Origin of the sequence: Sphingomonas radicis (genome assembly GCF_051400635.1) — a bacterium.
GTDB lineage: Bacteria > Pseudomonadota > Alphaproteobacteria > Sphingomonadales > Sphingomonadaceae > Sphingomonas.
In genome coordinates this window covers 345,913-367,596 of record NZ_JBLFFG010000002.1, presented here as the reverse complement: position 1 = coordinate 367,596, position 21,684 = coordinate 345,913, and the positions used below count along the sequence as shown (strand labels likewise).

21 protein-coding genes are annotated in these 21,684 nt (G+C 65.3%); 9 read left to right on the top strand and 12 right to left on the bottom strand.

Going from position 1 to position 21,684, the window contains the following annotated elements:
- The first annotated feature begins 52 nt into the window (after positions 1-52).
- Positions 53-649, top strand: coding sequence for a recombination mediator RecR (gene recR / locus ACMGDH_RS08700; RefSeq protein ID WP_436827553.1), 597 nt, complete (start codon positions 53-55; stop codon positions 647-649).
- Positions 650-706: 57 nt separating this feature from the next.
- On the top strand, positions 707-1,234 hold the full coding sequence (gene def / locus ACMGDH_RS08695) for a peptide deformylase (protein WP_436827552.1): 528 nt from the start codon (positions 707-709) through the stop codon (positions 1,232-1,234).
- Here the strand turns inward: def and ACMGDH_RS08690 are convergent, their stop codons facing one another.
- Both ACMGDH_RS08690 and ACMGDH_RS08685 read right to left on the bottom strand, forming a co-directional pair.
- Positions 1,235-1,714, bottom strand: coding sequence for a hypothetical protein (locus ACMGDH_RS08690; RefSeq protein WP_436827551.1), 480 nt, complete (start codon positions 1,712-1,714; stop codon positions 1,235-1,237).
- The gene (locus ACMGDH_RS08685) at positions 1,711-2,106 is read right to left on the bottom strand and encodes a four-helix bundle copper-binding protein (protein ID WP_436827550.1); all 396 of its coding nucleotides are present in this window, start codon (positions 2,104-2,106) and stop codon (positions 1,711-1,713) included. The genes ACMGDH_RS08690 and ACMGDH_RS08685 overlap by 4 nt, the downstream gene beginning before the upstream one ends.
- Before the next feature lie 121 nt (positions 2,107-2,227).
- Here ACMGDH_RS08685 and ACMGDH_RS08680 point away from each other — a divergent pair, with 121 nt between their 5' ends.
- The gene (locus ACMGDH_RS08680) at positions 2,228-3,667 is read left to right on the top strand and encodes a DNA recombination protein RmuC (protein ID WP_436827549.1); all 1,440 of its coding nucleotides are present in this window, start codon (positions 2,228-2,230) and stop codon (positions 3,665-3,667) included.
- Between the two features lie 17 nt (positions 3,668-3,684).
- On the opposite strand, the gene ACMGDH_RS08675 is transcribed toward ACMGDH_RS08680, so the two are convergent.
- From ACMGDH_RS08675 to ACMGDH_RS08665, 3 genes are all read right to left on the bottom strand, one after another.
- Positions 3,685-4,380 carry an META domain-containing protein gene (locus ACMGDH_RS08675; RefSeq protein ID WP_436827548.1) on the bottom strand — a complete coding sequence of 232 codons (696 nt, stop codon included), beginning with the start codon at positions 4,378-4,380 and terminating at the stop codon, positions 3,685-3,687.
- Between the two features lie 72 nt (positions 4,381-4,452).
- On the bottom strand, positions 4,453-6,051 hold the full coding sequence (locus ACMGDH_RS08670; protein ID WP_436827547.1) for a pectate lyase: 1,599 nt from the start codon (positions 6,049-6,051) through the stop codon (positions 4,453-4,455).
- Between the two features lie 82 nt (positions 6,052-6,133).
- A complete protein-coding gene (locus ACMGDH_RS08665) occupies positions 6,134-6,346 on the bottom strand; it encodes a hypothetical protein (protein WP_436827546.1) in 213 nt (70 codons plus the stop codon).
- Between the two features lie 605 nt (positions 6,347-6,951).
- On the opposite strand from ACMGDH_RS08665, the gene ACMGDH_RS08660 reads away from it, so the two are divergent.
- Positions 6,952-7,596 carry a class I SAM-dependent methyltransferase gene (locus ACMGDH_RS08660; RefSeq protein ID WP_436827545.1) on the top strand — a complete coding sequence of 215 codons (645 nt, stop codon included), beginning with the start codon at positions 6,952-6,954 and terminating at the stop codon, positions 7,594-7,596.
- Positions 7,597-7,801: 205 nt separating this feature from the next.
- Positions 7,802-8,419, top strand: a complete 618-nt coding sequence (locus ACMGDH_RS08655) for a class I SAM-dependent methyltransferase (RefSeq protein WP_436827544.1) — start codon at positions 7,802-7,804, stop codon at positions 8,417-8,419.
- A gap of 215 nt (positions 8,420-8,634) precedes the next feature.
- Here ACMGDH_RS08655 and ACMGDH_RS08650 read toward each other — a convergent pair whose 3' ends face one another.
- From ACMGDH_RS08650 to ACMGDH_RS08630, 5 genes are all read right to left on the bottom strand, one after another.
- On the bottom strand, positions 8,635-9,876 hold the full coding sequence (locus tag ACMGDH_RS08650; RefSeq protein WP_436827543.1) for an N-succinylarginine dihydrolase: 1,242 nt from the start codon (positions 9,874-9,876) through the stop codon (positions 8,635-8,637).
- 2 nt (positions 9,877-9,878) lie between these two features.
- Positions 9,879-10,892, bottom strand: a complete 1,014-nt coding sequence (locus ACMGDH_RS08645; protein ID WP_436827542.1) for an arginine N-succinyltransferase — start codon at positions 10,890-10,892, stop codon at positions 9,879-9,881.
- Complete coding sequence (locus ACMGDH_RS08640; protein WP_436827541.1) at positions 10,889-12,097, bottom strand: hydrolase; 1,209 nt, start codon at positions 12,095-12,097, stop codon at positions 10,889-10,891. The genes ACMGDH_RS08645 and ACMGDH_RS08640 overlap by 4 nt, the downstream gene beginning before the upstream one ends.
- An 84-nt stretch (positions 12,098-12,181) precedes the next feature.
- Complete coding sequence (locus tag ACMGDH_RS08635) at positions 12,182-13,072, bottom strand: DUF481 domain-containing protein (protein ID WP_436827540.1); 891 nt, start codon at positions 13,070-13,072, stop codon at positions 12,182-12,184.
- Between the two features lie 64 nt (positions 13,073-13,136).
- Positions 13,137-13,625 carry an RNA pyrophosphohydrolase gene (locus tag ACMGDH_RS08630; RefSeq protein WP_436827539.1) on the bottom strand — a complete coding sequence of 163 codons (489 nt, stop codon included), beginning with the start codon at positions 13,623-13,625 and terminating at the stop codon, positions 13,137-13,139.
- Positions 13,626-13,786: 161 nt separating this feature from the next.
- Here ACMGDH_RS08630 and ACMGDH_RS08625 point away from each other — a divergent pair, with 161 nt between their 5' ends.
- From ACMGDH_RS08625 to ACMGDH_RS08610, 4 genes are read left to right on the top strand one after another with little or no spacing between them, the layout of a single operon-like run.
- Entirely contained in the window at positions 13,787-15,730 is a 1,944-nt protein-coding gene (locus tag ACMGDH_RS08625; protein ID WP_436827538.1) for a 2-oxoacid:acceptor oxidoreductase subunit alpha, read from the top strand.
- A gap of 40 nt (positions 15,731-15,770) precedes the next feature.
- Positions 15,771-16,799 carry a 2-oxoacid:ferredoxin oxidoreductase subunit beta gene (locus tag ACMGDH_RS08620; protein WP_436827537.1) on the top strand — a complete coding sequence of 343 codons (1,029 nt, stop codon included), beginning with the start codon at positions 15,771-15,773 and terminating at the stop codon, positions 16,797-16,799.
- A gap of 55 nt (positions 16,800-16,854) precedes the next feature.
- On the top strand, positions 16,855-18,090 hold the full coding sequence (locus tag ACMGDH_RS08615; RefSeq protein ID WP_436827536.1) for a class I SAM-dependent methyltransferase: 1,236 nt from the start codon (positions 16,855-16,857) through the stop codon (positions 18,088-18,090).
- Positions 18,091-19,275: a serine hydrolase domain-containing protein gene (locus ACMGDH_RS08610; RefSeq protein ID WP_436827535.1), complete on the top strand. Its 1,185-nt coding sequence runs from the start codon at positions 18,091-18,093 to the stop codon at positions 19,273-19,275.
- Between the two features lie 48 nt (positions 19,276-19,323).
- Here ACMGDH_RS08610 and ACMGDH_RS08605 read toward each other — a convergent pair whose 3' ends face one another.
- Entirely contained in the window at positions 19,324-20,034 is a 711-nt protein-coding gene (locus tag ACMGDH_RS08605; RefSeq protein WP_436827534.1) for an SDR family NAD(P)-dependent oxidoreductase, read from the bottom strand.
- A 104-nt stretch (positions 20,035-20,138) separates the two neighbouring features.
- Positions 20,139-21,596, bottom strand: a complete 1,458-nt coding sequence (purF, locus tag ACMGDH_RS08600; protein ID WP_436827533.1) for an amidophosphoribosyltransferase — start codon at positions 21,594-21,596, stop codon at positions 20,139-20,141.
- Positions 21,597-21,684 lie beyond the last annotated feature (88 nt).

The window sequence follows — 21,684 nt, the reverse complement described above, 5'->3', positions numbered from 1 at the left end:
CTTTCCCTCAACCGCTTGGCAGAGCCATGCGCAAGCCCCTATGTCTCGCGCCATGGCTTCTCCCGAAATCGAAGCGCTCACCCAGGCGCTGTCGCGTCTCCCTGGGCTCGGCCCGCGTTCGGCGCGGCGCGCGGTGCTCCATCTGCTCAAGAAGCGGGAGACGGCGCTCGATCCGCTGCTCTCTGCGCTTGCCGCGGTGAGCCGCAATCTCGTGACGTGCAGCACCTGCGGCAACGTCGACACCTCCGATCCCTGCGCTATCTGTGCCGATCCGCGCCGCGACGCGCGCTCGCTCTGCGTAGTCGAGGAAGTCGCCGACCTCTGGGCGCTCGAGCGCTCGCGGCTCTTCCCCGGGCGCTTCCATGTCCTCGGCGGCCGCCTCTCGGCGCTGGAGGGCATTCGGCCCGAGGATCTGCGCGTGGACGGGCTCGTCCGCCGCATCGCCGCGGGCGGGATCGACGAGGTTGTGCTCGCGATGAACGCCACGCTGGAGGGGCAGACTACTGCGCATTACATCGCCGAGCGGATCGAGGCCTATCCGGTGCGCGTCACTCAGCTCGCGCACGGCCTGCCGGTGGGCGGCGAGCTCGACTATCTCGACGAAGGCACGCTCGCCCAGGCGCTTCGAGCGCGACGACCGGTGGCGTGAAAACCAAAATGCCGTCCAACGCTTGCGACCAAAGGCGTCGGAGACTATTTTAGCCGCATGGCTCTACTCCCGATTGTCGAAGTTCCTGATCCCCGCCTGCGCCTCATCTCCCAGCCCGTGGAGAAGGTGGACGACGAACTGCGCGCACTGATCGCCGACATGTTCGACACGATGTACGACGCGCCCGGCATCGGCCTCGCCGCGATCCAGGTAGGCGTTCCCAAGCGCGTGATCGTGATGGACCTGCAGGAGCAGGAGGATGAGGAAGGCAAGCCGATCCGCGAGCCGCGCGTCTTCATCAATCCCGAGATCCTCGAACCTGCCGAGGAGCAGTCGGTCTATACCGAAGGCTGCCTGTCGATCCCCGATCAGTTCGCCGATATCGAGCGCCCCGCGCGCTGCCGGGTGAAGTGGCTCGACGAGAAGGGCGAGGCACATGATGAAACCTTCGAGGGCCTGCTCGCCACCTGCATCCAGCACGAGATGGACCATCTCGAGGGTATCGTCTTCATCGACCATCTCTCGCGCCTGAAGCGCGACATGATCCTCAAGAAGCTCGCGAAGGCACGCAAGGCCGCGGCCTGATCAATTGGGGCAGGCGATCAGCCCCACCGGGCGGAAGGTCTTCGATTCGACCAGCATTGCTCCTGCCGATTCGGCGAAACGGATCTTGATCACCTCGTCGCTGCGGTTGCCCTCGGCGAGGCACTGTGCCTGAATGTCGTATCCGCCCGCCACTTGCGTCACCCGGCTGAAGTCGCACGAGACTTCACCGGCAGTCGCAAGGTGCCGTTCCTCGAAGCGCCACGCACCGTCCTCGCACAGCTTCTCGTTGGCCGCCCAGCGGCCGACGTAGCGCGCGGCTGCGCCCTCCGGCGCCGCGGCTTCGGCGTTGAACGGCTGCTGGTTCTCAATCACCGCTGGGTCTGGCGGCATGGCGGCACCGGGCGCCACTTCGTTACCTGCCTGAGATTGGGCAAGCCCATTGTCGAGCACGTCGCTTTCCGTTGCCGGCGAACACGCGGCCAAAGCAGCGCTTCCCAGGATCGCGAACCCGGCTTTCACTGGAAGGTCTCCAGCGCCTTGCGGCAATCGTCTGCGCATTCGCGGCACATCTCGGCGCACCGCCGGCAGTGCTCATGCTCGTGCTGCGCGCACTCGTCGGCGCAGAGCTCGCAAGCCTTTATGCACAGACGAAGCGCAGACTGGATCAGCGCCTCGTTCGAACCGGTACGGCGGGTCGCCACCTTGAAGAGCATGTCGCACACGTCGGCGCAGTCTAGGTCGGTGCGAATGCACTGTTTGAGCATGTCGACATCGTCTTCGGCCAGGCATGCGTCGGCGCAGCTCGTGCAGATGGCCGAGCAGAACATCGCGTGGCGCACCGCGAGCGCGAGCGGCTCATTGAGGCTGCCGGCTACGTCCGGGTGCGACTTTATCATCTCTGCGATCGACATGGCGCTCTCCTGATCGGTCTCCTGACGGGGTTGTGCGGCCAACGGTTCGCGCCCGCGCCATGTTCCGCTTGCTCCCGAATCCGCCGCCGAGTAGGTTCGCGCTCTGTTCTTGGAGGCGGCGGTGGAAGTCTTGGCGATAGTGTTGATCCTGGGCGCGCTGCTGGGCGGGCTCGCGCTGGGTTGGCTGCTGGCGTCGCGGGGCGTTGCGGATCTGCGCGCCGAGCGTGATCGCTATGCCGCCGATTTCAAGGCCGCGATCGGCGATCTGGCAGTGGCCGAAGAGCGCGCGCGTGAACTGCCGGCGCTGTGCGAGGAAATGGCGACGCTGCGCGACGAGCGCGACGTCGCCCGCCTCCAGCTGACCGAGCTTCGCGCCAAGGCCGACGCGTTCGAGGAGCGGCTCACCGAGTTCAAGGGCGCGCGTGAGATGATGGCGGGCCAGTTCCGCGAGCTGGCCAGCACGATGCTGGGCGAAACGCAGAAGGTGTTCCTCGAACGGGCCGAAGCTCGCTTCAACCAGGCCGGCGAGAAGAACGAGGAGAAGCTCAAGGCACTGCTCCAGCCGGTCGAATCCACGCTCAAGCGCTATGAGGAAGGGCTCCAGCGCGTCGAGAAGGACCGCAACGACAGCTATGGCGTGCTGCGCGAAGCCATCACCGAAGTGAAGGCGCAGCTGGGCGAGACGCGTACCGAGACCGCCAAGCTCGTCAATGCGCTGCGTGCCGCCCCCAAGACGCGCGGACGCTGGGGCGAGCAGCAGTTCCGCAACCTGATCGAGCTCGCCGGGCTCGACGGCCATGTCGATTTCGCCTCCGAAGTGTCGGTGACGACAGAGGACGGCACGCTGCGACCCGACTTCATCATCCGGTTGCCTGGCGATCAGCAGCTTATAGTCGATGTGAAGTGCGTGCTCGATGGCTATCTGCAGGCAGCCGAATCCACCTCCGCCGAGGAACGCCAGGCAGCGCTGGTCGCGCATGCCCGGGCGGTACGCAATCACGCCGAGGCACTGTCGCGGAAAGCCTATTGGGCGCAGTTCGAGAAGGCGCCGGACTTCGTCATCATGTACATCCCGGGCGACAATTTCCTGTCGAGCGCGCTCGAGATCGACATGGAGCTGTGGGAGCGCGCCGCGCGCAACCGCGTGATCATCGCCGGTCCATCTGCCTTCCTCCCGCTCGCGCGCACCGTCGCTTCGATGTGGCGCCAGCAGAAGCTCACCGAGGATGCCCGCGAAGTCGGCAAGCTCGGCAAGGAGATGTACGAGCGGCTCGCCACCGCGGCGAGCCATCTCAAGCGCGTCGGCGGCGGGCTCAACAGCGCGGTCGAGAACTACAACAAGTTCGTGTCGAGCTTCGAAGGCCGGGTGCTGGTCTCGGCGCGGCGCTTCCAGGCGCTCAACGTCGATACCGGCAACGCGAGCCTCGACAGCATCGAGAGCGTCGATGTCGTCGCAAAAGCGCCGACAGCCGATCTGCTGCCGTCAGCCGGCGAAGCGCTGGCCGACCTACCCGAACCCGAGGCGCTTCCGGAGCCCCCCGAGGCGGAGGCTGCCGAGTAGTCAGCCAAGTCCGATAATCAGCGTCGCGGCGCGAGCACCAGCATCTGTCCGTCGCGGCTGGTGAGCACCAGCAGCCCGTCGCGGGTGCGGGTCGCCGTCAGCCGCTGGCCGAGCAGGCCGAGCAGCCGCTGCTCCTGCTGGTTGAGCTGAGGTGTGCAGCCGCGCTTCGTCGATGCGAGAGGACCGGCCGTCAGGCGATTGCCGTCGATCCTATAGCTGCCTCGGAAGCTGTTGCAGCCGGTGGTGCCGCTGATCGCCGTTTCGCTGAACCTGACGCTCGGGTTGGTGCGGGGAAGGGGCGCACGGCCGCCGATGGTGCGGACGATCCAGTCTCCGTCGACACGCGGAGCGACCTGCCCGGGGCGCTCGGCCGCGCCGCCGCACCCCTTGAGCGTGCGGCGGCCGACGGTGACCGTCACCGTGTCGGGATAGCGGCGATCGCTCATCCCGTCGCTGCACCGCACATGCATGATGTCCACGGTCAGGTCGCGCGTGACATAGCGTTCACCGTTGAAGGTCACGCGCGGCTTGGGCTTGGCAACCGTCACCGCGCGACCTTCCATCGGTTGGTAACGGACCGTGCGGCTGTCGATCGTGACCGACCAGAAGGGTTCGGTCCCCGCCGCACGATAAGGCTGGGCATCGGACTGGGCCTGCGCAGGGAGCGCGGCGAGCGTCGTCAGAGTCAGGGCGGCAATGGTGGCAGTGCGCATCGGCTTGCTCCTTGTGCCGCAGGTTTTGCAACGGGCGGCTGAACCCAGGCTTAGCCGCCCGTCGCGGTCGGTTCAGGGGCGGTGCAGCGCCGCGATCAGCACCTTCATATTCTCGATATAGGTCCCGGTCGAGATTCCCGTCACAGGCTTGTCGGTGGTGTAGGGCGAGGTGTCGGTCGCATCCCCCACATGGCTCCGGCTGAAATCCCCCGGCGCGGGGGTGGGGGAGCCATCTCCGGCATAGGGATTGCTCGTCGCGCGTAGCGGGGTCGGCCACCAGCCCTGGGCGTTGAGCGAGCGCACCAGCGCTTCGGGCGAACGTTCGCCCTCGTCCAGGTTGAGGTCCGAAGTCGCCACCGTCTCCACCAGGAAATAGCGCGGCAGCGCGCTACCGCCACCCGCGAGCAGCGGCGAATCCTTGGAGATCTCGGCCGGATTGGACGCTTTCAGCGCTTCATATTCGCGCCGCATCTCGGCGACGTCGATCGCCCGCGTCGCGCTGTAATGGGTGATCGTGTTGGCGGGGTCGTGATCGACATAATATTCGCCGTTGACCACGTTCGAGCCGCGGCGATGAACGTAGAGCGGCTTGTTGGTCCCGATCTCGATGAAGGTCGGGTAGGCGCGGCCGTTCTTCACCTTGTCTGCAGGCAGCTTGACCGACTCCAGCCAGTCGAGCGCCTCGGGGATGCGCGCGAGGAACTTGGTATCGCCGGTCAGTCGATAGAAGCGCATCAGCTGGCGGATATTGGTCGCGGTGGCATGGGTCACGAGCGCGTCGGGCTCATAGGTGCGCGCGCCCACCGGCTTCAGATCCAGTGTGTATTGCAGTCCCCAGCCTGGCTGGGGCTGGCCCTGCTGCGTCACCAGGAAGACGTTCATCGCGCGGATGATGGCATCCTTGATGCGGGCGTCGCCCCCCAGCGCCTGGTAGCACATGATCAGGAAGTTGATGTTCTCGCCTGCGACGTCGTCGTTGAAGGTGATGAAGCTGGTGTAGTCGGGCTTGCCGTGGTGCGAGAACTCGCTCTTGAGCGGCCAGCGCTGCGGCCAGCCGCCGATCGGGTATTGGCTGTCGAGCACGAAATCGAGCGCCTTCCTGAGCGCCGGCAGATATTCGGGATCGTGCTTCTCGACATAGAGCCGCAGCAGGAACTGCATCGCTTCCGATGTGCCCGCATCGTCGAAAGTCGCATTGCCCCAATAATGCTGGAATTCCTCCAGCCGCCACGCATTCTTGCCGATCGTGTCATACCAGCGCCGCGTCGAGGCCTCGCCGGCGAAATCGCCGAAATAATGCCAGCCGCCATTGTCCTGTTGGACCGCGATCAGCGCTGCAGCTGTCTTTTCGGCGGCTTGATAATAATATTCGTCGCCGGTCGCATGATAGGCGTCGAGGAACAGATGCCCCATCGTCGCGGTGCCCGGGGGCTGGATCCAGATCATCGAGGGGAAGGCTTCCATCTCCCCCCAGCGCCGCGACATATCGGGCAGGTACGACCAGACATAGCCGCCATTAATGGCGGCCTTCTCGACCATGAAGCGGGTCGCGCGCTTCATGGTGTCTTCGATCTTGCGCTTGTCGGGAGCGGCGGCGACGGGGGTCGTCAAACTCGCCGCAGCGAGCAGTCCCAATCCCCATCCGACGATCTTCGAAACCCGCCACCCCATGCACCGTCTCCTCGATTCTCTTTTCGCGAAGCGGCTTAGCAAAGCAATGATGACACCGGTAGCATCTACCGTGCCGCGCGCGTCACTCCGGGATGTCGAAGGTGTCGAGGATCTTGGCGCCGGCCATGAAGACCGCGATCGGGCACAGAGTGAACATCAGCCATCCCGCCCAGCCGGGGAAACGGTCGAGATAGTGCATTCCGCGCTCGACCGCGCCCGTGCCGAGCCCATAGATGATCAGATAGGCTTCGAACTTGTTCTTGATCGTGAAGAGGGAGCGGATGCGGTGGACCATGCCCGGGGTTAAGCAAGCACCGGGCCAAGTGCGGAATAGCGTGAGTTCGCCTTAACGCGATTGGTTACCTGTCAATTTACCCGACATCTCGGGGCTCTGCGGCTCAAACTCGATAGGGCCGAAGCTCGCATGATCTTGCCCTTCGGGGCGGAAGCAACTGGACATCCGCCGGACGCGGATTGGCGCGGGTGGCGGCATGAGTGCGGCCACGGCTTCATCGTGGCGATGCGCTCGCATTATCGCCGGCAGCCGAGCGGGCAGGCCAGCAGGGAGCCGTGTCGAGGTCCGCGTCTGATGATGAAGTCCGGGCGCAGGCGGAATCGCTCGGAAGAAGATCTATGCGCTGAACTTGAGCTCCCGATTACGCCTGAAGTTTAGGCTGGGCAAGGGAAGTGTCCCATTTTGCTAAACTCTAGTCCGTAAAATGCTGGCCATATCGATCAAGTTGTGTGAGCTTCCGAGAATGAATTCTCTTTAACACTATTCTTCGTATTCGTACTTGGGCGTGGTCACCAATGGACTCGTAGCAAAGCGCACCCTGGCAGTATGGCCTGCGCACGATGCCGGATGAGGAAGAAGAATCTTCCGTCAGGTTGAGCGCGTAGTTGGCCCATGGGCACGACCTCTCTCTGCTCAGGGACGTTCACCCCGCCGCAACGCTTATTGCCGTTGAGACCAACGGCGAATGCTGCGCGATCCTGAAGAGCCGAGTGGATGAGATGCACCAACTCGACATAGAGCGGGACGCACTGCCGTTCTCCCCTGGCTCGGTCGATTTGATCCTCGCCAACCAGGTTCTGGAACACACGAAGGAGGTGTTCTGGATATTCGACCAGATCAGCCGGTCTCTCAAGGTCGGCGGGCATGTGATCTTCGGGGTTCCTAATGTGCTGTCGCTGCACAACCGGTTTCTCGCATTTGCCGGTGTCCATCCGACGCAGCATCAACTCGCCAGCGCCCATATTCGGCCCTTTTCCAAAGCTGACACGGTCAAGTTCATGCGCAGCTGTTCAGGGGAGATCTATAAGCTGGCGGCATTCGGAGGATCGCAACTGTATCCCTTGCCAGTGTCGCTCGGTCGCCCGATTTGCGATCTGCTCCCAAGTTGGGGGTTCTCCATCTTCTTCTGTTTCGAGAAGGTGTCGGAGTATGACGGCGCCTTTCTGCGATGGCCGATAGAGCAGCACCTTGAGACAAACTTTCACCTTGGCGCCAACGCAGGTGGCAGCGTAGCGAATTCCGCCAGTTAACATGCATTCAGTTCGGACATAGACGCGACGGTCGCCCAAGTGCCCTTTCATAAGGGATACGCTTGTGGATCGCTTTGTTTTAACCTGGGGCAATGTTCGGAACCGATATTTCCGCAGAGACTGGTAGGATTGAGCCGACTAGCTCAATCTACAACTCTGGCGCCTATTTGGAGCGGAACGAAACATGGCACGTAGAGGATGGGCCATGGAAGGCGCGGCTGGTGTCCGATTTGCTTGCGAAGCACAGAGTCAGTCCATCTACGATTGCCGACGCGGGGTGTCAGGGGAGGTGCTCAAGCAACTTCAGCAAACCTATCCAGCGGCAAAACTTTCAGGCTTCGACATTTCCCCGCAGGCGATCTCGCTGGCCAAGCTTCGTGAAAGGAATACATTGACATTCCACCATCGCGATGTGTGCGATGCTCCTGGATGTTATGACGTGCTGCTCGCCTTGGACGTATTCGAGCACGTAGAAGACTATTTTGGATTTCTCCGGAGCATAAATTCACTGGCAATTCTTAAGATATTCCACATTCCACTCGACATGAACGTGATTGGTGTATTGCGGAGAACGCCGATGACCTCACGCGCGTCAGTGGGTCATCTTCATTATTTTAGCATGGAAACCGCCATAGCGACCTTGCAAGACTGCGGATATCAGGTGCTTGACTGGCGCTACACGCTTTCGGCGGCTGCGCCCGGTGCTCCGAGTACCGGCAGGGCAAGGGCGTTGACGCTCGTCCGGCGCGTGTTGAGCAAGGTCTGTCCCAATTTGGCCGCCAGGACGCTCGGCGGCTTTTCCATGCTCGTTCTCGCCCGCTAGGCTAGCACGGTCCAGTTCACCACCCTGTCGTGTTTTGGTAGAATTTGCCCGCTGCATTCAGACGCTTTCCGCCAGCGCCCCGCCGTGTGCGAGGTCAAAAAGCGTTCGGAGATGCGGCTATCCTGAGATGGGAGAATGCCCCGGCGAACGTACAAAAACTACGGAAAACGGGCGGACTTACCGTTATGAATCAACCCACCAGGTTACTTGTCAATTTATTCGACAGTTCCGAGCGTCTCCAGCAGCGCCGCGCGCGCCGCCTCGATGCGGCGCATCAGGGCGGAATCCGCAATGTCCGCGGGCGCGATCGCCTCTGGCCAATGCGCCCCGATTACTGCGGCGATCATGTCGAGCTTTGCCTCGTCGACCAGGAAGCGCGGGTCCACGCTGGCGGGATCGGCCACCACCCGCAGCCGGAGGCACGCCGGGCCGCCGCCGTTCGCCATCGACTGGCGGACATCGACCACCTCCAGCCGCCGGATCGGCCCGTTGCCGGCGACATGCTCCTGCAGCCAGTTCCACACGCTCGGGGTCTCGCGCGCCTCTTCGGGCAGTACCAGCGCCATCTCGCCCGAAGGCAGGGTCGCCAGCTGCGCGTTGAACAGATAGGAGGCGATCGCATCGGCCAGGCTCACGCGCGCCGCGGGCACTTCCACGATCTCGACGCTCGGCAGCAGCACGCGCAGATCGTCGTAGAAGCGGTGCTTGTCCGCAAAGGCCTGCTCGTGCGCGAAAAGCACGTTGCCGTTCGCCACTGCCACCACATCGTTGTGGAACGCGCCCGCGGCGATCGCTTCCTCGGACTGCTGGACGAACAGCGTGTGCGCCGGATCGAGCCGATGCCGCCGGGCGACCACACGGCTCGCCTCGAGGTGCTGGCGGGCAGGGAAGGGCCCGCCGCTCATGCCATAGACGAATATTTCGACTCCCGGAGCATCGTGCGCCACCGCCAGCCGCATGTGGTTCGCCGCGCCTTCGTCGCCAAATGGAGCAGGGACGGGCTCGTGCACCGCGAAGGCATCGCTCGCGAACGCAAGGCGCAGCTGCGCTAGCGTACCCGGCCATTCGTGGCTGCGATGCGGCATGGTGACGAGGTTGGCGACGGTCAGGTGGCAGCGCCCGTCGCCGGTATCGGGGGCTGGCGACACCGTCGCTGCATTGGCTGCCCACATTGCCGATGCCGAGAGCGCCTGCGCCTGCAGATGGGCGGATGCCGTGGCATAGTCCGCCGCTAGCCGCTCCAGCCAGCGGTGATCGGGCCTCGCGTGCGGCAGCAGCACGCCCTGGCGCAGCCCCAGCCGCAGGTTGGCGCGCATTTTCGCGATCCCCTGCAGCGCTGCCGCGCGCGGGTGCGAAGTCAGCCCGCGGTTGCGAGTCGCCGCAAGATTGCCCGGGCTAAGCCCCGCATAATTATGGCTCGGACCGATGATCCCGTCGAAGTTGATCTCGGTCAGCATCGTCAACGCTCGGCGTGGACGATCTCGTCGCCCACCTTGATGTCGAGCAGCGCCGCGGTCTTCGGATCGACGACCACGCCGTCGCCGCTCGGCGCCACCCTGCCATAGGCTGCGCGGAAGCTGCCAAGCCGGCCTGCCGAAAGCATGGCAGGCTGCGTCGCCTCGCCGATCGCGAGCACGTGTGACACCTGCGAGTCGCGGATCGTCTTCACCTGGTCGGTACGCGCAGTCATCGTCGGGCCACCGTCGAAGATGTCGATGTAATTCTCGAACGCGAAGCCCTCGGCCTCCAGCATCCGCATCGCGGCGCGTCCCGAAGGGTGGGGCAGGCCGATCACCGATCGTGCGCTCTCCTGCAGCATCGCGGTATAGATCGGGTGCTTGGGCATCAGATCGGCGATGAACTGGTTGCCGTGGGTGGCGTTGAATTCGTCGGCCTGCTGGAAGTTCATCCCGAAGAAGCGCCCCGCCACGCCGTCCCAGAAGGGCGATCCGCCGGCTTCGTCGATCACACCGCGCAGCTCGGCGAGCACGCGTTCGGCGAAGCGCGCGCGGTGCCGCCGGATGAACAGATAGCGGCTGCGCGCGAGCAGCATGCCGAGCCCGCCCGCCCGCTCAGACGGGTGGAGGAACAGCCCGCCTACTTCGCTGCAGCCCTCCAAATCGTTGACCAGGCTCAGTATCTCGGCGCGGAAGGTGCGTTCGAGCTCGCGGCTGTGCTTGGTCACCGTGCCGATACGATAGCTGTAGAAAGGCCAGGTCTGGCCCACGCGCGTGAAGATCTGGCAGGTGCCGCGCACTTCGTCCGTCTCGGCATTCTCCAGGATCAGCACGAACAGATCGTCGATCAGTTCCTCGTCGGTCTCGCGTGAAAAAGCCGCGTGGCTGCGCAGCAGCTTGGCGCGCAGCGCGTCCTTCTCGGGCGGCAGGTTGGTGAAGCCGCCCCCGGTGAGCTTGGCCATTTCGTAGAGCGGCTGCAGATCCTCGTCGCGCGCGGCGCGGATGCGGAAGCTCACAGGCACCCCCGTTCGGCGATTCTGAGCATTGTAAGCGCGGAAAGCGCCGCGCGTTCGGGAAGCGATTCGGGGATCAGAAATTCCTCCGCTGAATGGATTGCGCCGCCGCGGGCGCCCATGGTGTCGACGACGGGGACTCCGCACGCCGCGATATTATTGCCGTCGCAGACCCCGCCCGTGTCGCGCCAGGTGACCGGAATGCCCAGGTCGGCACCTGCCTGCTTGACGATTCCGAACAGCTTCGCCGCGCCTTCGTCGATCGGCTTGGGCGGGCGGTTGAAGCTGCCGTGGACCTCAACCTGCACCTCGTGCGACGCCATGACGTCGGCCGCAGCGGCATCGAGCGCGGCGCGGGCGTTTGCGATCGCCTGCTGGTCCTTGGGCCGGAAGTTGACCCGCAGGATCGCGAGCTCGGGGACGACATTGTTGGGGCCCCCACCGTCGATCCGCGCAGGGTTGACCGCGAGGCCCGGCGCCCTAGCCTGCGCGAGGCGCACCGCCAGATCGGCGGCGGCGACCAGCGCGTTGCGGCCCTCCTCGGGATTACGGCCGGCATGCGCACTGCGCCCCCGCACCGCCAGCGAGAAATTCCCCGTCCCACCGCGCGCACCCGCCAGCGTCCCGTCGGGCAAAGCCGGCTCATAGGTGAGCGCGGCGAGCTTGCCCTGCGCTGCCCGCGCGATCAGCCCGCGCGAAGAGAGCGAGCCCGTCTCCTCGTCCGAATTGATCAATACCTCATAGCCCAGCCGTCCCGCGATCGGGTTCGCCTCGAGCGCTTCGAGCGCGGCGAGCATCAACGCCAGCCCGCCCTTCATATCGGCTGCGCCTGGAGCATTGAGGGCGCCATCCTCGCGCCAGCGGCCTTGCTGGAAAGGGTGGTCGGCGCCGAAGACCGTGTCCATGTGGCCGGTGAGCAGGATCTGCACAGGCGCCTGCGGCCGCACCGTCAGGTGCAGGTGCCGCCCGTGATCGAGCAATTCGACGCGCCCGTCCACGGTCACTGTCTCGACCGGCTCGGGATCGACCAGCGCAAGATCGCCCGGCAGCACCGCGAACGCATCGGCGAGCGTTTCGGCCATGCGCGCAAGCCCCGCAAGATTTCGCGTCCCGCTGTTGATCGCGACCCATTGCTCGGTCCGTGCGAGCATCGGCGCAGCGGCGACCTGGTCCACGGCGGCGCGCTCGTCTCGGGTCAACTCGGTCATTACGGGCTGGTAGCGCCAAAGTGCGCCCGGTTGAACCCCGCGCGCCGCGCACGTCCCATAGCTTTTGGCTTTGGTCGCGTTACCTCAGAAATCCACCACCAGCGCCGCGCGGCTCGTCGTGTCGGTGGTCTTGCGGCCCTCGGGCGGCGTGCTTTCATACTGGAGCGTGTACGAGAATTGCGCCGAGAAGGGACCGAACAGCTTGGCGAGCAGCGCCGAACGGCTCGAAACCGTGCTGTTGGCTGCCTGCAGATAGGCCGAGGCGTTCTGCGTCAGCGAGATGGTGGGCGAGAGTTTCCACCCGAAATCGACACTGCCGCGCGCGGCGACGTTGCTCTCGGTCTGCTCGTCGATGAATCGTGTCAGCCGATACGCAGGCCCGAGCTCCAGATCGAGCGTCATGCTCGGCGACTTGATCGCGCTGTAACCGGCCCCGCTCGACAGCGAGACGCGATCGTAGAAGCCCGAGAAGCGGTCGCTTTCATATTGGGCGGCGCCGTAGAGGTATGCGCGATCGTCAAACTTCCAGTTCGGCTCATAGGAGGCGACGTAGCGTTCGCGCGTCACTTCGCCCAGGCTCTCCTGATAATCCGCCTGCACGCGCAGCTTGTGGCGCCACTCGAGCGCCTCGCGCCTCACGTCGATCGCGGCGCTCAGGCCGACGTTGTCGGTGTTGCCCGTGCTCCGATATCCGCCCACTTCGGCGCGGCCCTTCACCAGATCGAAGAAATCGGCTTCGCGGATCCGTCGCTGCGCCTTGGCGAACCGATCGTTGCGCCAGTTGGTCGCGACCTTCTGCACCAGGTCCGCGCTCGCGGGATCGGCCTCCCTCGCGTATTTCACGATCACCGCAACGTCACCCTCGCTGCCCGATGCCATGGCGGTATCGAGCATCGTCTTGATCACCGGCGGGATCACGGGCTCCGGGTCGGTGTTGGCCAGGAGCAGCGGCAGGGCAAGGAGCAGGGCACGCATCGCGGGGCGTTAATCCGATAAATGGGACGCAAAAAGGGCGGGGGTCGAAACCGCCTGGGCGCCCTCAGGCAGCTGCGTCGAGATGTTCTGCAAACACGTCGAGCAGTTGGCGGTAGAGGCCGCGCTTAAACGGCACGATCAGCTCGGGAAGATCGCCGGGCTCGGCCCAGCGCCAGGCGCGGAATTCGGGCTCGGCGGTGGCGATATCGATGTCACTATCCTCGCCCAGAAAGCGGAACAGGAACCACCGCTGCCGCTGGCCGCGCCATTTGCCCCTCCACACCTGGCCGATCAGCTCGTCGGGGAGATCGTACTGCAGCTCGTCGGGCGCCGTGGCGACCAGCTCGACATGCTCGCGTGCCACGCCGGTTTCCTCCCACAGCTCGCGGTAGGCCGCGTCGAGCGGGTCCTCGCCCGGATCGATCCCGCCCTGGGGCATCTGCCAGGCCTCGATCTTCGAATCCAGCCGCTGGCCCACGAACACGCGGCCCTCACGGTTGACCAGCATCACGCCGGCGCAGGGACGATAGGGCAGGGAGGCGAAGTCGGTCATGGCGCTTCCCTAGCTCCCCGTTCGCGACGTGTCACCGGCGACTGGCAACCCTTGCGGCAAAGCGCGCGTTGCAAAGACGGTGTTATTTTCTACCTTGGGAAGCGTGCACGCGAGGCGTAGATCGCTCTGACACGAAGGAAAAACCGCGGGATCATCGTTTAATGGCCACTGCTGCACATGAGGTCACGCCGAGCGAGGCGTCGGCCCAGCCCGAGCCCGAAGCCGTAGTCGTCCGATTTGCGGGCGATTCCGGCGACGGCATGCAGCTCACCGGCGGCCAGTTCACGCTGTCGACCGCGCTCGCCGGCAACGATCTGGCGACCTTCCCCGATTTCCCGGCCGAGATCCGCGCGCCGCAGGGCACCTTGTTCGGCGTCTCCGCCTTCCAGATCAACTTCGGCTCGGCGCAGATCGACACCGCGGGCGATCAGCCCGACGTGCTGATCGCGATGAACCCGGCCGCGCTCAAGGTGAACGTCGAGTCCCTGAAGCCCGGCGGCCTGATCATCGCCGACGAAGGCGAGTTCTCGCAGCGTAACCTCGACAAGGCCAAATACGTGTCGAACCCGCTCGAGGACGGCAGTCTCGCCAAATGGCAGCTCCTCAAGCTCAACATCTCGCAGCTCACGCTCGATGCGGTGAAGCCCTTCGGCCTCGGCAACAAGGAAGCGCTGCGCTGCAAGAACATGTGGACCCTCGGCCTGGCGCTCTGGATGTTCGACCGGGACCGCCAGCCGCTGATCGACTGGCTCAAGGCCAAGTTCGCCAAGGCGCCCGAACTGGCCGAGGCGAACATTGCCGCGCTCAACGCAGGCCACGCCTATGGCGAGACTGCCGAGCTCGGCGCGATGGGCATCAGCCAGCACAGCGTTCCCGCCGCCCCGTCCGAGCCGGGGCTGTATCGCACCGTCACCGGCGCCGATGCGATCTCGCTCGGCCTCGTCGCGGGTGCGCAGCTCGCCGATCTGCCGATGTTCTTCGGCGGCTATCCGATCACGCCTGCGTCGGCGATCCTCCACGCGCTCTCGCGCTTCAAGGAATATCGCGTCACGACCTTCCAGGCCGAGGATGAGATCGCCGCAGTCGCTTCCGCGCTCGGCTCCTCCTATGCCGGAAGCCTTGGCGTCACCTGCTCGTCGGGCCCGGGCATCGCGCTCAAGGGCGAGGCGATCGGGCTCGCGATCATGACCGAGTTGCCGCTCGTCATCGTCAACGCGCAGCGCGGCGGCCCTTCGACGGGGCTGCCGACCAAGACCGAGCAATCGGATCTCTATCAGGCGGTCTACGGGCGTAACGGCGATGCGCCGCTGCCCGTGCTCGCCGCGCGCTCGGCCGCGGATTGTTTCGACGTCGCGATTGAGGCGGTGCGGATCGCCACGCGATATATGACTCCGGTCATGCTCCTCACCGACGGCTATCTCCAGAATGCCGCAGAGCCGTGGAAGGTGCCCGATATGAGCACCTACCAGCCCTTTCCCGTGAAGCATCACACCGAAGTGCCGGCCGAAGGCGAGAAGTTCCTGCCCTACGCGCGCAACGAGCGCGGCGCGCGTCCCTGGGTGAAGCCCGGCACCCCCGGCTTGCTCCACCGCATCGGCGGAATCGAGAAGGCGGCGGGCACCGGCAACATCGATTATTCGCCCGCGAACCACCAGCTGATGACCGACACGCGGCGCGACAAGGTGCTCGGCATCGATGTGCCCGATCAGCAGATCGAGCAGGGCCAGGCCGGCGGCAAGCTCGTCGTGGTGGGCTGGGGCTCGACCTATGGCCCGATCACTCAGGCGGTCCGCCGCGCGCGGCGCAAGGGGTTTGACGTTGCCCATGTCCATATCCGCCACATCTGGCCGATGCCGAAGAATCTTGGCGACCTGCTAAAGAGTTACGAGCATGTCCTCGTGCCGGAAATGAACACCGGTCAGCTCAAGACGGTGCTGCGCGACCAGTTTCTCGTCGATGCCAAGTCGCTTACCAAGGTCTCGGGCCAGCCTTTCCGGATTGCCGAGATCGAGGCCGCGATCGCCGAGCATATCGGCGCCGACTTCGATCAGGAACTGCCATCCGACGACAGCCAGCTTCCGAGCCAGGAGGCGGTGAATCCATAACTCCCTCTCCCGATGGGAGAGGGGTAGAAGGCAAGAGACGATGAACGAGATCACGACGATCAAGCCGAGCACGCCCAAGGATTGGGAGACAGACCAGGAGGTCCGCTGGTGCCCCGGCTGCGGCGACTATGCGGTACTCAAGGCCGTGCAGCGCACCATGCCAGAGATCGGCGCCACGCCCGAGAACACCGTGTTCGTCTCGGGCATCGGCTGCTCGTCGCGGTTCCCTTATTATATGGAAACCTACGGCTTCCACACGATCCACGGCCGCGCGCCGGCGGTGGCGACGGGTGTCAAGCTGGCCAATCCCGATCTCGATGTGTGGATCATCACCGGCGACGGCGACGCGCTGTCGATCGGCGGCAACCACACGATGCACCTGCTCCGCCGCAACCTGAACTGCCAGGTGCTGCTGTTCAACAATGAGATCTACGGTCTCACCAAGGGCCAATATTCGCCCACCAGCCGCGAAGGTACGCGCTCGCCCTCGACGCCGTTCGGCTCGGTCGATCACCCTGCCAAGCCCTGCGCCTTCGCACTGGGCAGCGGCGCGCGCTTCGTCGCACGCGGGATCGACGTTCACAAGAACCTGCCTTCGGTGCTCAAAGCCGCGCATGCCCACCAGGGCGCGGCGTTCGTCGAGATTTTCCAGAACTGCATCGTCTACAACGACGAAGTGTTCGAACCCTTCGCTGCCAAGCCCAATGCAGCGCTCAACCAGCTCTGGGTTGAACACGGCAAGCCGCTGGTGTTCGCGGGCGGCGCCAGAGGACTGGCACTCGATACGACGACACTCACGCTCAAGATGGTGGACGTGGTCGACGGCGACACTTCGGGCGTGCTGGTTCACGACCAGACCAACCGGACGATCGCGCACATGCTGGTCGAGATGCCGTTCGGCCCGTTCCCGATGACGCTCGGCGTGATCTACGACGATCCCGCGCCCACCTTCGAGAGCGCAGTCATCGCGCAGAACAAGGCGGCGAGCGAAGGCAAGGCGCCCGATCTCCAGAAGTTGGTCGCCAAGGGGCAGACCTGGATGGTCGACAAGGCGCCCCACGCGCTCTGACAATAGGCTGACAATAGGTCTTGCCCCGGCGTTCGGCGCGTGCATGTAGGGCCGGATGAACGCGCCGGCGCGGGAACAGGGAGCGGAACCAAAGGCGCGCGCAAGCGGCCTGTTGGGGCTGTTCGCGCGGGTCTTCTACCGCCAGCTCGATCGCATCGACGGGGGTATCGCCGAGGGCAGCCTCGAGCTTGGCCTTCCCACGGGCGAGACGCGCATTCTCGGCGGCCGTGCCGCGGGGCCCGCGGCAGTGGTTCGCCTCCACAGCTGGCGCGCGCTGCTCCGGCTCGCGCTCGGCGGTTCGGCCGGCTGGTACGAGGCCTGGGCGGCAGGCGAGTGGACGAGCCCCGATCCGGTCCAGCTCTTCGCGCTGTTCAGCCGCAACCGGGCGGCGCTCGCCCCGCAGGCGCGCGCCCGCGGCTTTTCGCTGCTGGTCCGCCGCTTCGGCCATTGGCTCCGGCGCAACAGCCGCTCGGGAGCGCGGCGCAACATCCACTTCCACTATGACCTCGGCAACCATTTCTACCGGCTCTGGCTCGATCCGGGCATGACCTATTCGAGCGCGATCTTCGCCGATGCCGCCCAGTCGCTCGAAACCGCGCAGAATACCAAGCTCCAGGCCATTCTCGATCGCACCGGCACAGGGGTGGGCGACGAGATCCTTGAGATCGGCTGCGGCTGGGGAAGTTTCGCCGAGCTGGCGCTGCGCGCGGGCCGCAAGGTGCACGGCATCACGCTCTCGACCGAGCAGAAGGCCTGGGTAGAGGCGCGCACGGACGGGCTCGCCGGGGGTCGCTTCAGCCTCACCGATTATCGCGACGTTGCCGGCAGCTATGACGCGGTGGCGAGCATCGAGATGGCGGAGGCCGTGGGCCGGGAATATTGGCCGGCCTACATCGCGGCGATCGCCCGCGCGTTGAAACCCGGTGGCCGCGCCGCGCTGCAAATCATTACCTTCGACGATGCCCTGTTCGAGGATTATGCGTCGAACGTCGATTTCATCCAAGCCTATGTCTTCCCCGGCGGCCTGCTGATCTCCGAGAGCGCCTTCCGCGAGCTGGCGGCCGCGAACGGGCTCGCCTGGCGCGACGAGGTCCGGTTCGGCGCCGATTATGCCGAGACGCTGCGGCGCTGGCGCGAAAGCTTCGATGCCGCGGCGAACCAAGGCTTGTTGCCGTCGCAATTCGATCCGAACTTCATAGACTTGTGGCGCTATTATCTGATGTATTGCGAGGGTGGATTCCGGGGCGGCGGCATCGACGTGCTGCAAGTCACGCTGATCAGGGAGGGGTAGATGGCCAAGGCTTGGTTGCTCGCGGGCGCGCTCGCGCTGGGCACATTCGCCGGAGGTGCCGCGGCGGCGCAGGCAGTTGCCTCCTCCGAAGTGAAGATCGATCCCGCTGACACCAGTGGGCTGCGCAAGGTCGGCGCCGAGGTGCTCTTCTGGAGCCAGGCGCAGCGCGACGCGAACTTTCCGCACATGGAGAAGATCTTCCCCGGCCATGTGGTCAAGGCGGGCGGCAAGGTACGCGCGCTCCCGCAGGGCAAGCCTCTCGGCATGGATGCGGCCGAGATCGATGCCTTCCTACAGGCGCAGAACGTTGCCGGGCTGATCGTGATCCAGGACGGCAAGGTTCGGCTCGAGCGCTATGCCCGCGGTTACGGGCCCGAGGGCCGGTGGACCAGCTTCTCGGTCGCCAAGTCCTTCACCTCCAGCCTGGTCGGCGCAGCGATCAGGGACGGCTTCATCAAGTCGCTCGGCGATCCGGTGACCCGATACATCCCCGAGCTGGCGGGCAGCGGCTATGACGGGGTCACGATCGAGCAGCTGCTGACGATGACCTCGGGCGTGAAGTGGAACGAGGACTATACCGATGCCCGCTCCGACGTGGCGCGCATGTTCCTGGAGCCTGTGCCTGGCGGCGAGGACCCCACCGTCTTCTACATGAAGAAGCTGCCGCGCGAGACCGCGCCGGGCAGCAAATGGGTCTACAAGACCGGCGAGACCAATCTGATCGGCGTGCTGGTGATGCGCGCGACGAAGAAGCCGCTGGCGACGTACCTGAGCGAGAAGATCTGGCAGCCCTATGGCATGGAGCGCGACGCCTTCTGGATGGTCGATCCTTCGGGGCATGAAGTCAGCGGCTGCTGCCTGTCGGTATCGCTGCGCGACTATGCCCGCATCGGCCAGTTCGCGCTCGAAGGAGGCAGGGGCGTGGTGCCGGCCGACTGGTTCCGCGAGGCCACGCGCAGCCATGCCGCGATCGGCGAGCCGGGTTACGGCTATGGCTATCAATGGTGGACCTATCCGCAGGGCCGCTTTGGCGCATCGGGCATCTTCGGCCAGACGATCCGCATAGATCCGAAGACCCGCACCGTCATCGCCATCTCGTCCGCTGCGCCCAAGGCGACCGACAAGGCCTATTCGGCCGCGCGGACTGCGTTCCTCGATAAGCTGTTCGCGGCAGCGGCCAACTGAGTTCCCCTCCCGCTTGCGGGAGGGGTTAGGGGAGGGGAGAGCAGGCCCTCACTCGACCCGTTCGAAGTGCCCCGTCTCGAACCCCGCGACCATCAGCGCAGCGATCCGCTCGGCCACCACCTCGGGCGCCTTGACGCTCTGCGGATCCTCGCCCGGATAGGCGCGCGCGCGCATCTTGGTCCGCGTCGCGCCGGGATCGACGATCCTCACGCGCACGCCGCTGATGTGGCGGACTTCCTCGCCATAGCTGAGCAGCAGATTCTCGAATGCCGCCTTGGACGCGCCATACATGCCCCAATAGGCGCGCGGCTGCCGCCCCACGCTGGACGTGAGTCCGATCACCCGCGCCTCCTTCGCCGCTTTGAGCAGCGGATCGAACGCCGCGAGCATCGCCGCCTGGGCGGTGACGTTGAGCGTCAGCACCTTGGCGAACTCCTTGAAGTCGATCGCCGGTACCGCGCTCAGCGTGCCCAGCGCCGCGGCGTTGAGCACCAGCATGTCGAGCGCGGGCCAGCGCTCGGCGACGGCGCCCGCCAGGCGCGACACGCTTTCGTTCTCGGTCAGGTCCATCGGCGCGATCGTCGCCGACCCGCCGGCCTCGAAGATCGCTTCCTCGATTTCCTCGAGCCCACCGGCAGTGCGCGCCGTCAGGATCACATGCGCGCCCGCCGCGCCCAGCACGGTGGCGGTCGCGGCGCCGATGCCGCGGCTCGCGCCGGTGACGAGCGCGATCTTTCCGTCGAGGGGTTTGCTGGTCATCCGCCTTCTTCCGTTCGCCCTGAGCTTGCCCGCGCTCCATAAGGCAGAACAATGCTTCGACAACCCCAGATCAGGTCCGGGGCCGAACGGAATTCACGATTGGATCAGCCGATCCGCTCTTCCAGCAGCGCGAACTGGTCGACCGGCTGGAGCTCGTCCTGGTCGGTGAGCGTGGTGGGATAGTCGCCGGTGAAGCAGGCGTCGCAATATTTCGGGTGGATGTCGGCGCGGCGCGCTTCGCCCAGTGCTTTGTAGAGCCCGTCGATGCTCACGAACGAAAGGCTGTCGGCATGGATGAAGTCGGTCATCCCGCTCACGTCCAGCTTGGCGGCCAGCAGCTTGGCGCGCTCGGGGGTGTCGACGCCGTAGAAGCAGCTGTGGCGGGTCGGCGGCGAGGCGATGCGCATATGCACCTCCGCCGCGCCGGCCTCGCGCATCATCTGCACGATCTTCAGGCTGGTGGTGCCGCGCACGATCGAATCGTCGATCAGCACGATCCGCTTGCCCTGGATCAGCTCGCGGTTGGCGTTGTGCTTGAGCTTGACGCCCAGGTGGCGGACCTTGTCGCCCGGCTGGATGAAGGTGCGCCCCACATAGTGCGAGCGGATGATCCCCAGCTCGAAGGGGATGCCGCTCTGCTGGGCATAGCCGATCGCCGCCGGCACGCCCGAATCGGGCACGGGAACGACCAGGTCAGCCTCGACCGGCGACTCGATCGCGAGCTGCGCGCCGATCGCCTTGCGCACCGAATAGACCGAGCGATTCTCGTTGATCGAGTCGGGGCGCGAGAAATAGACATATTCGAAGATGCACGGCCGCGCCGCCATCGGCGGGAAGGGCTTGTGCGACGAAACCTCGGTGCCCTTGACGATCACCAGCTCGCCCGGCTCGACGTCGCGGACATATTCGGCACCGACCACGTCGAGCGCCACCGTCTCGGACGCGAAGATCACCGAATCGTCGAGCTTGCCCATCACCAGCGGTCGGATCCCGAGCGGATCGCGGCAGGCGATCATGCCCTCGGGGGTCATCACGATCAGCGAATAGGCGCCCTCGACCTGCTTGAGCGCATCGATGAAGCGATCGATCAGCGTGCGATACTGCGAGGTGGCGACGAGGTGGATGATCACCTCGGTGTCCGAAGTCGACTGGAAGATCGCGCCGCGGCGGACGAGGTCGCGCCGCAGCCGCATCGCGTTGGAGATATTGCCGTTGTGCGCCACCGCGAAGCCGCCGCTCGCCAACTCGGCATAGAGGGGCTGGACGTTGCGGATCGCCGATCCGCCAGTGGTCGCATAGCGCACATGGCCGCAGGCGGTGGTGCCCGGCAGCGCGCGGATCACGTCGTCGCGGTCGAAATTGCCCGCGACATGGCCCATCGCGCGGTGGGTGTGGAACTGTTGTCCGTCCCAGCTCGTGATGCCGGCGGCCTCCTGCCCGCGGTGCTGGAGCGCGTGCAGCCCTAGCGCCACGAGCGCGGCGGCGCCCTCGGAGCCGGAAACTCCGAAAATGCCGCACTCTTCGTGCAGCTTGTCGTCATCGAACGGGTGCGTGGTAAGCATCAGCCCTCGAGGGGTTGGGAACTCTTGCGCGCCATATAGTGCGTCCGCGCGCATTTGTCGCCGGGTTGTCATAAACAAAAGTCGGCGC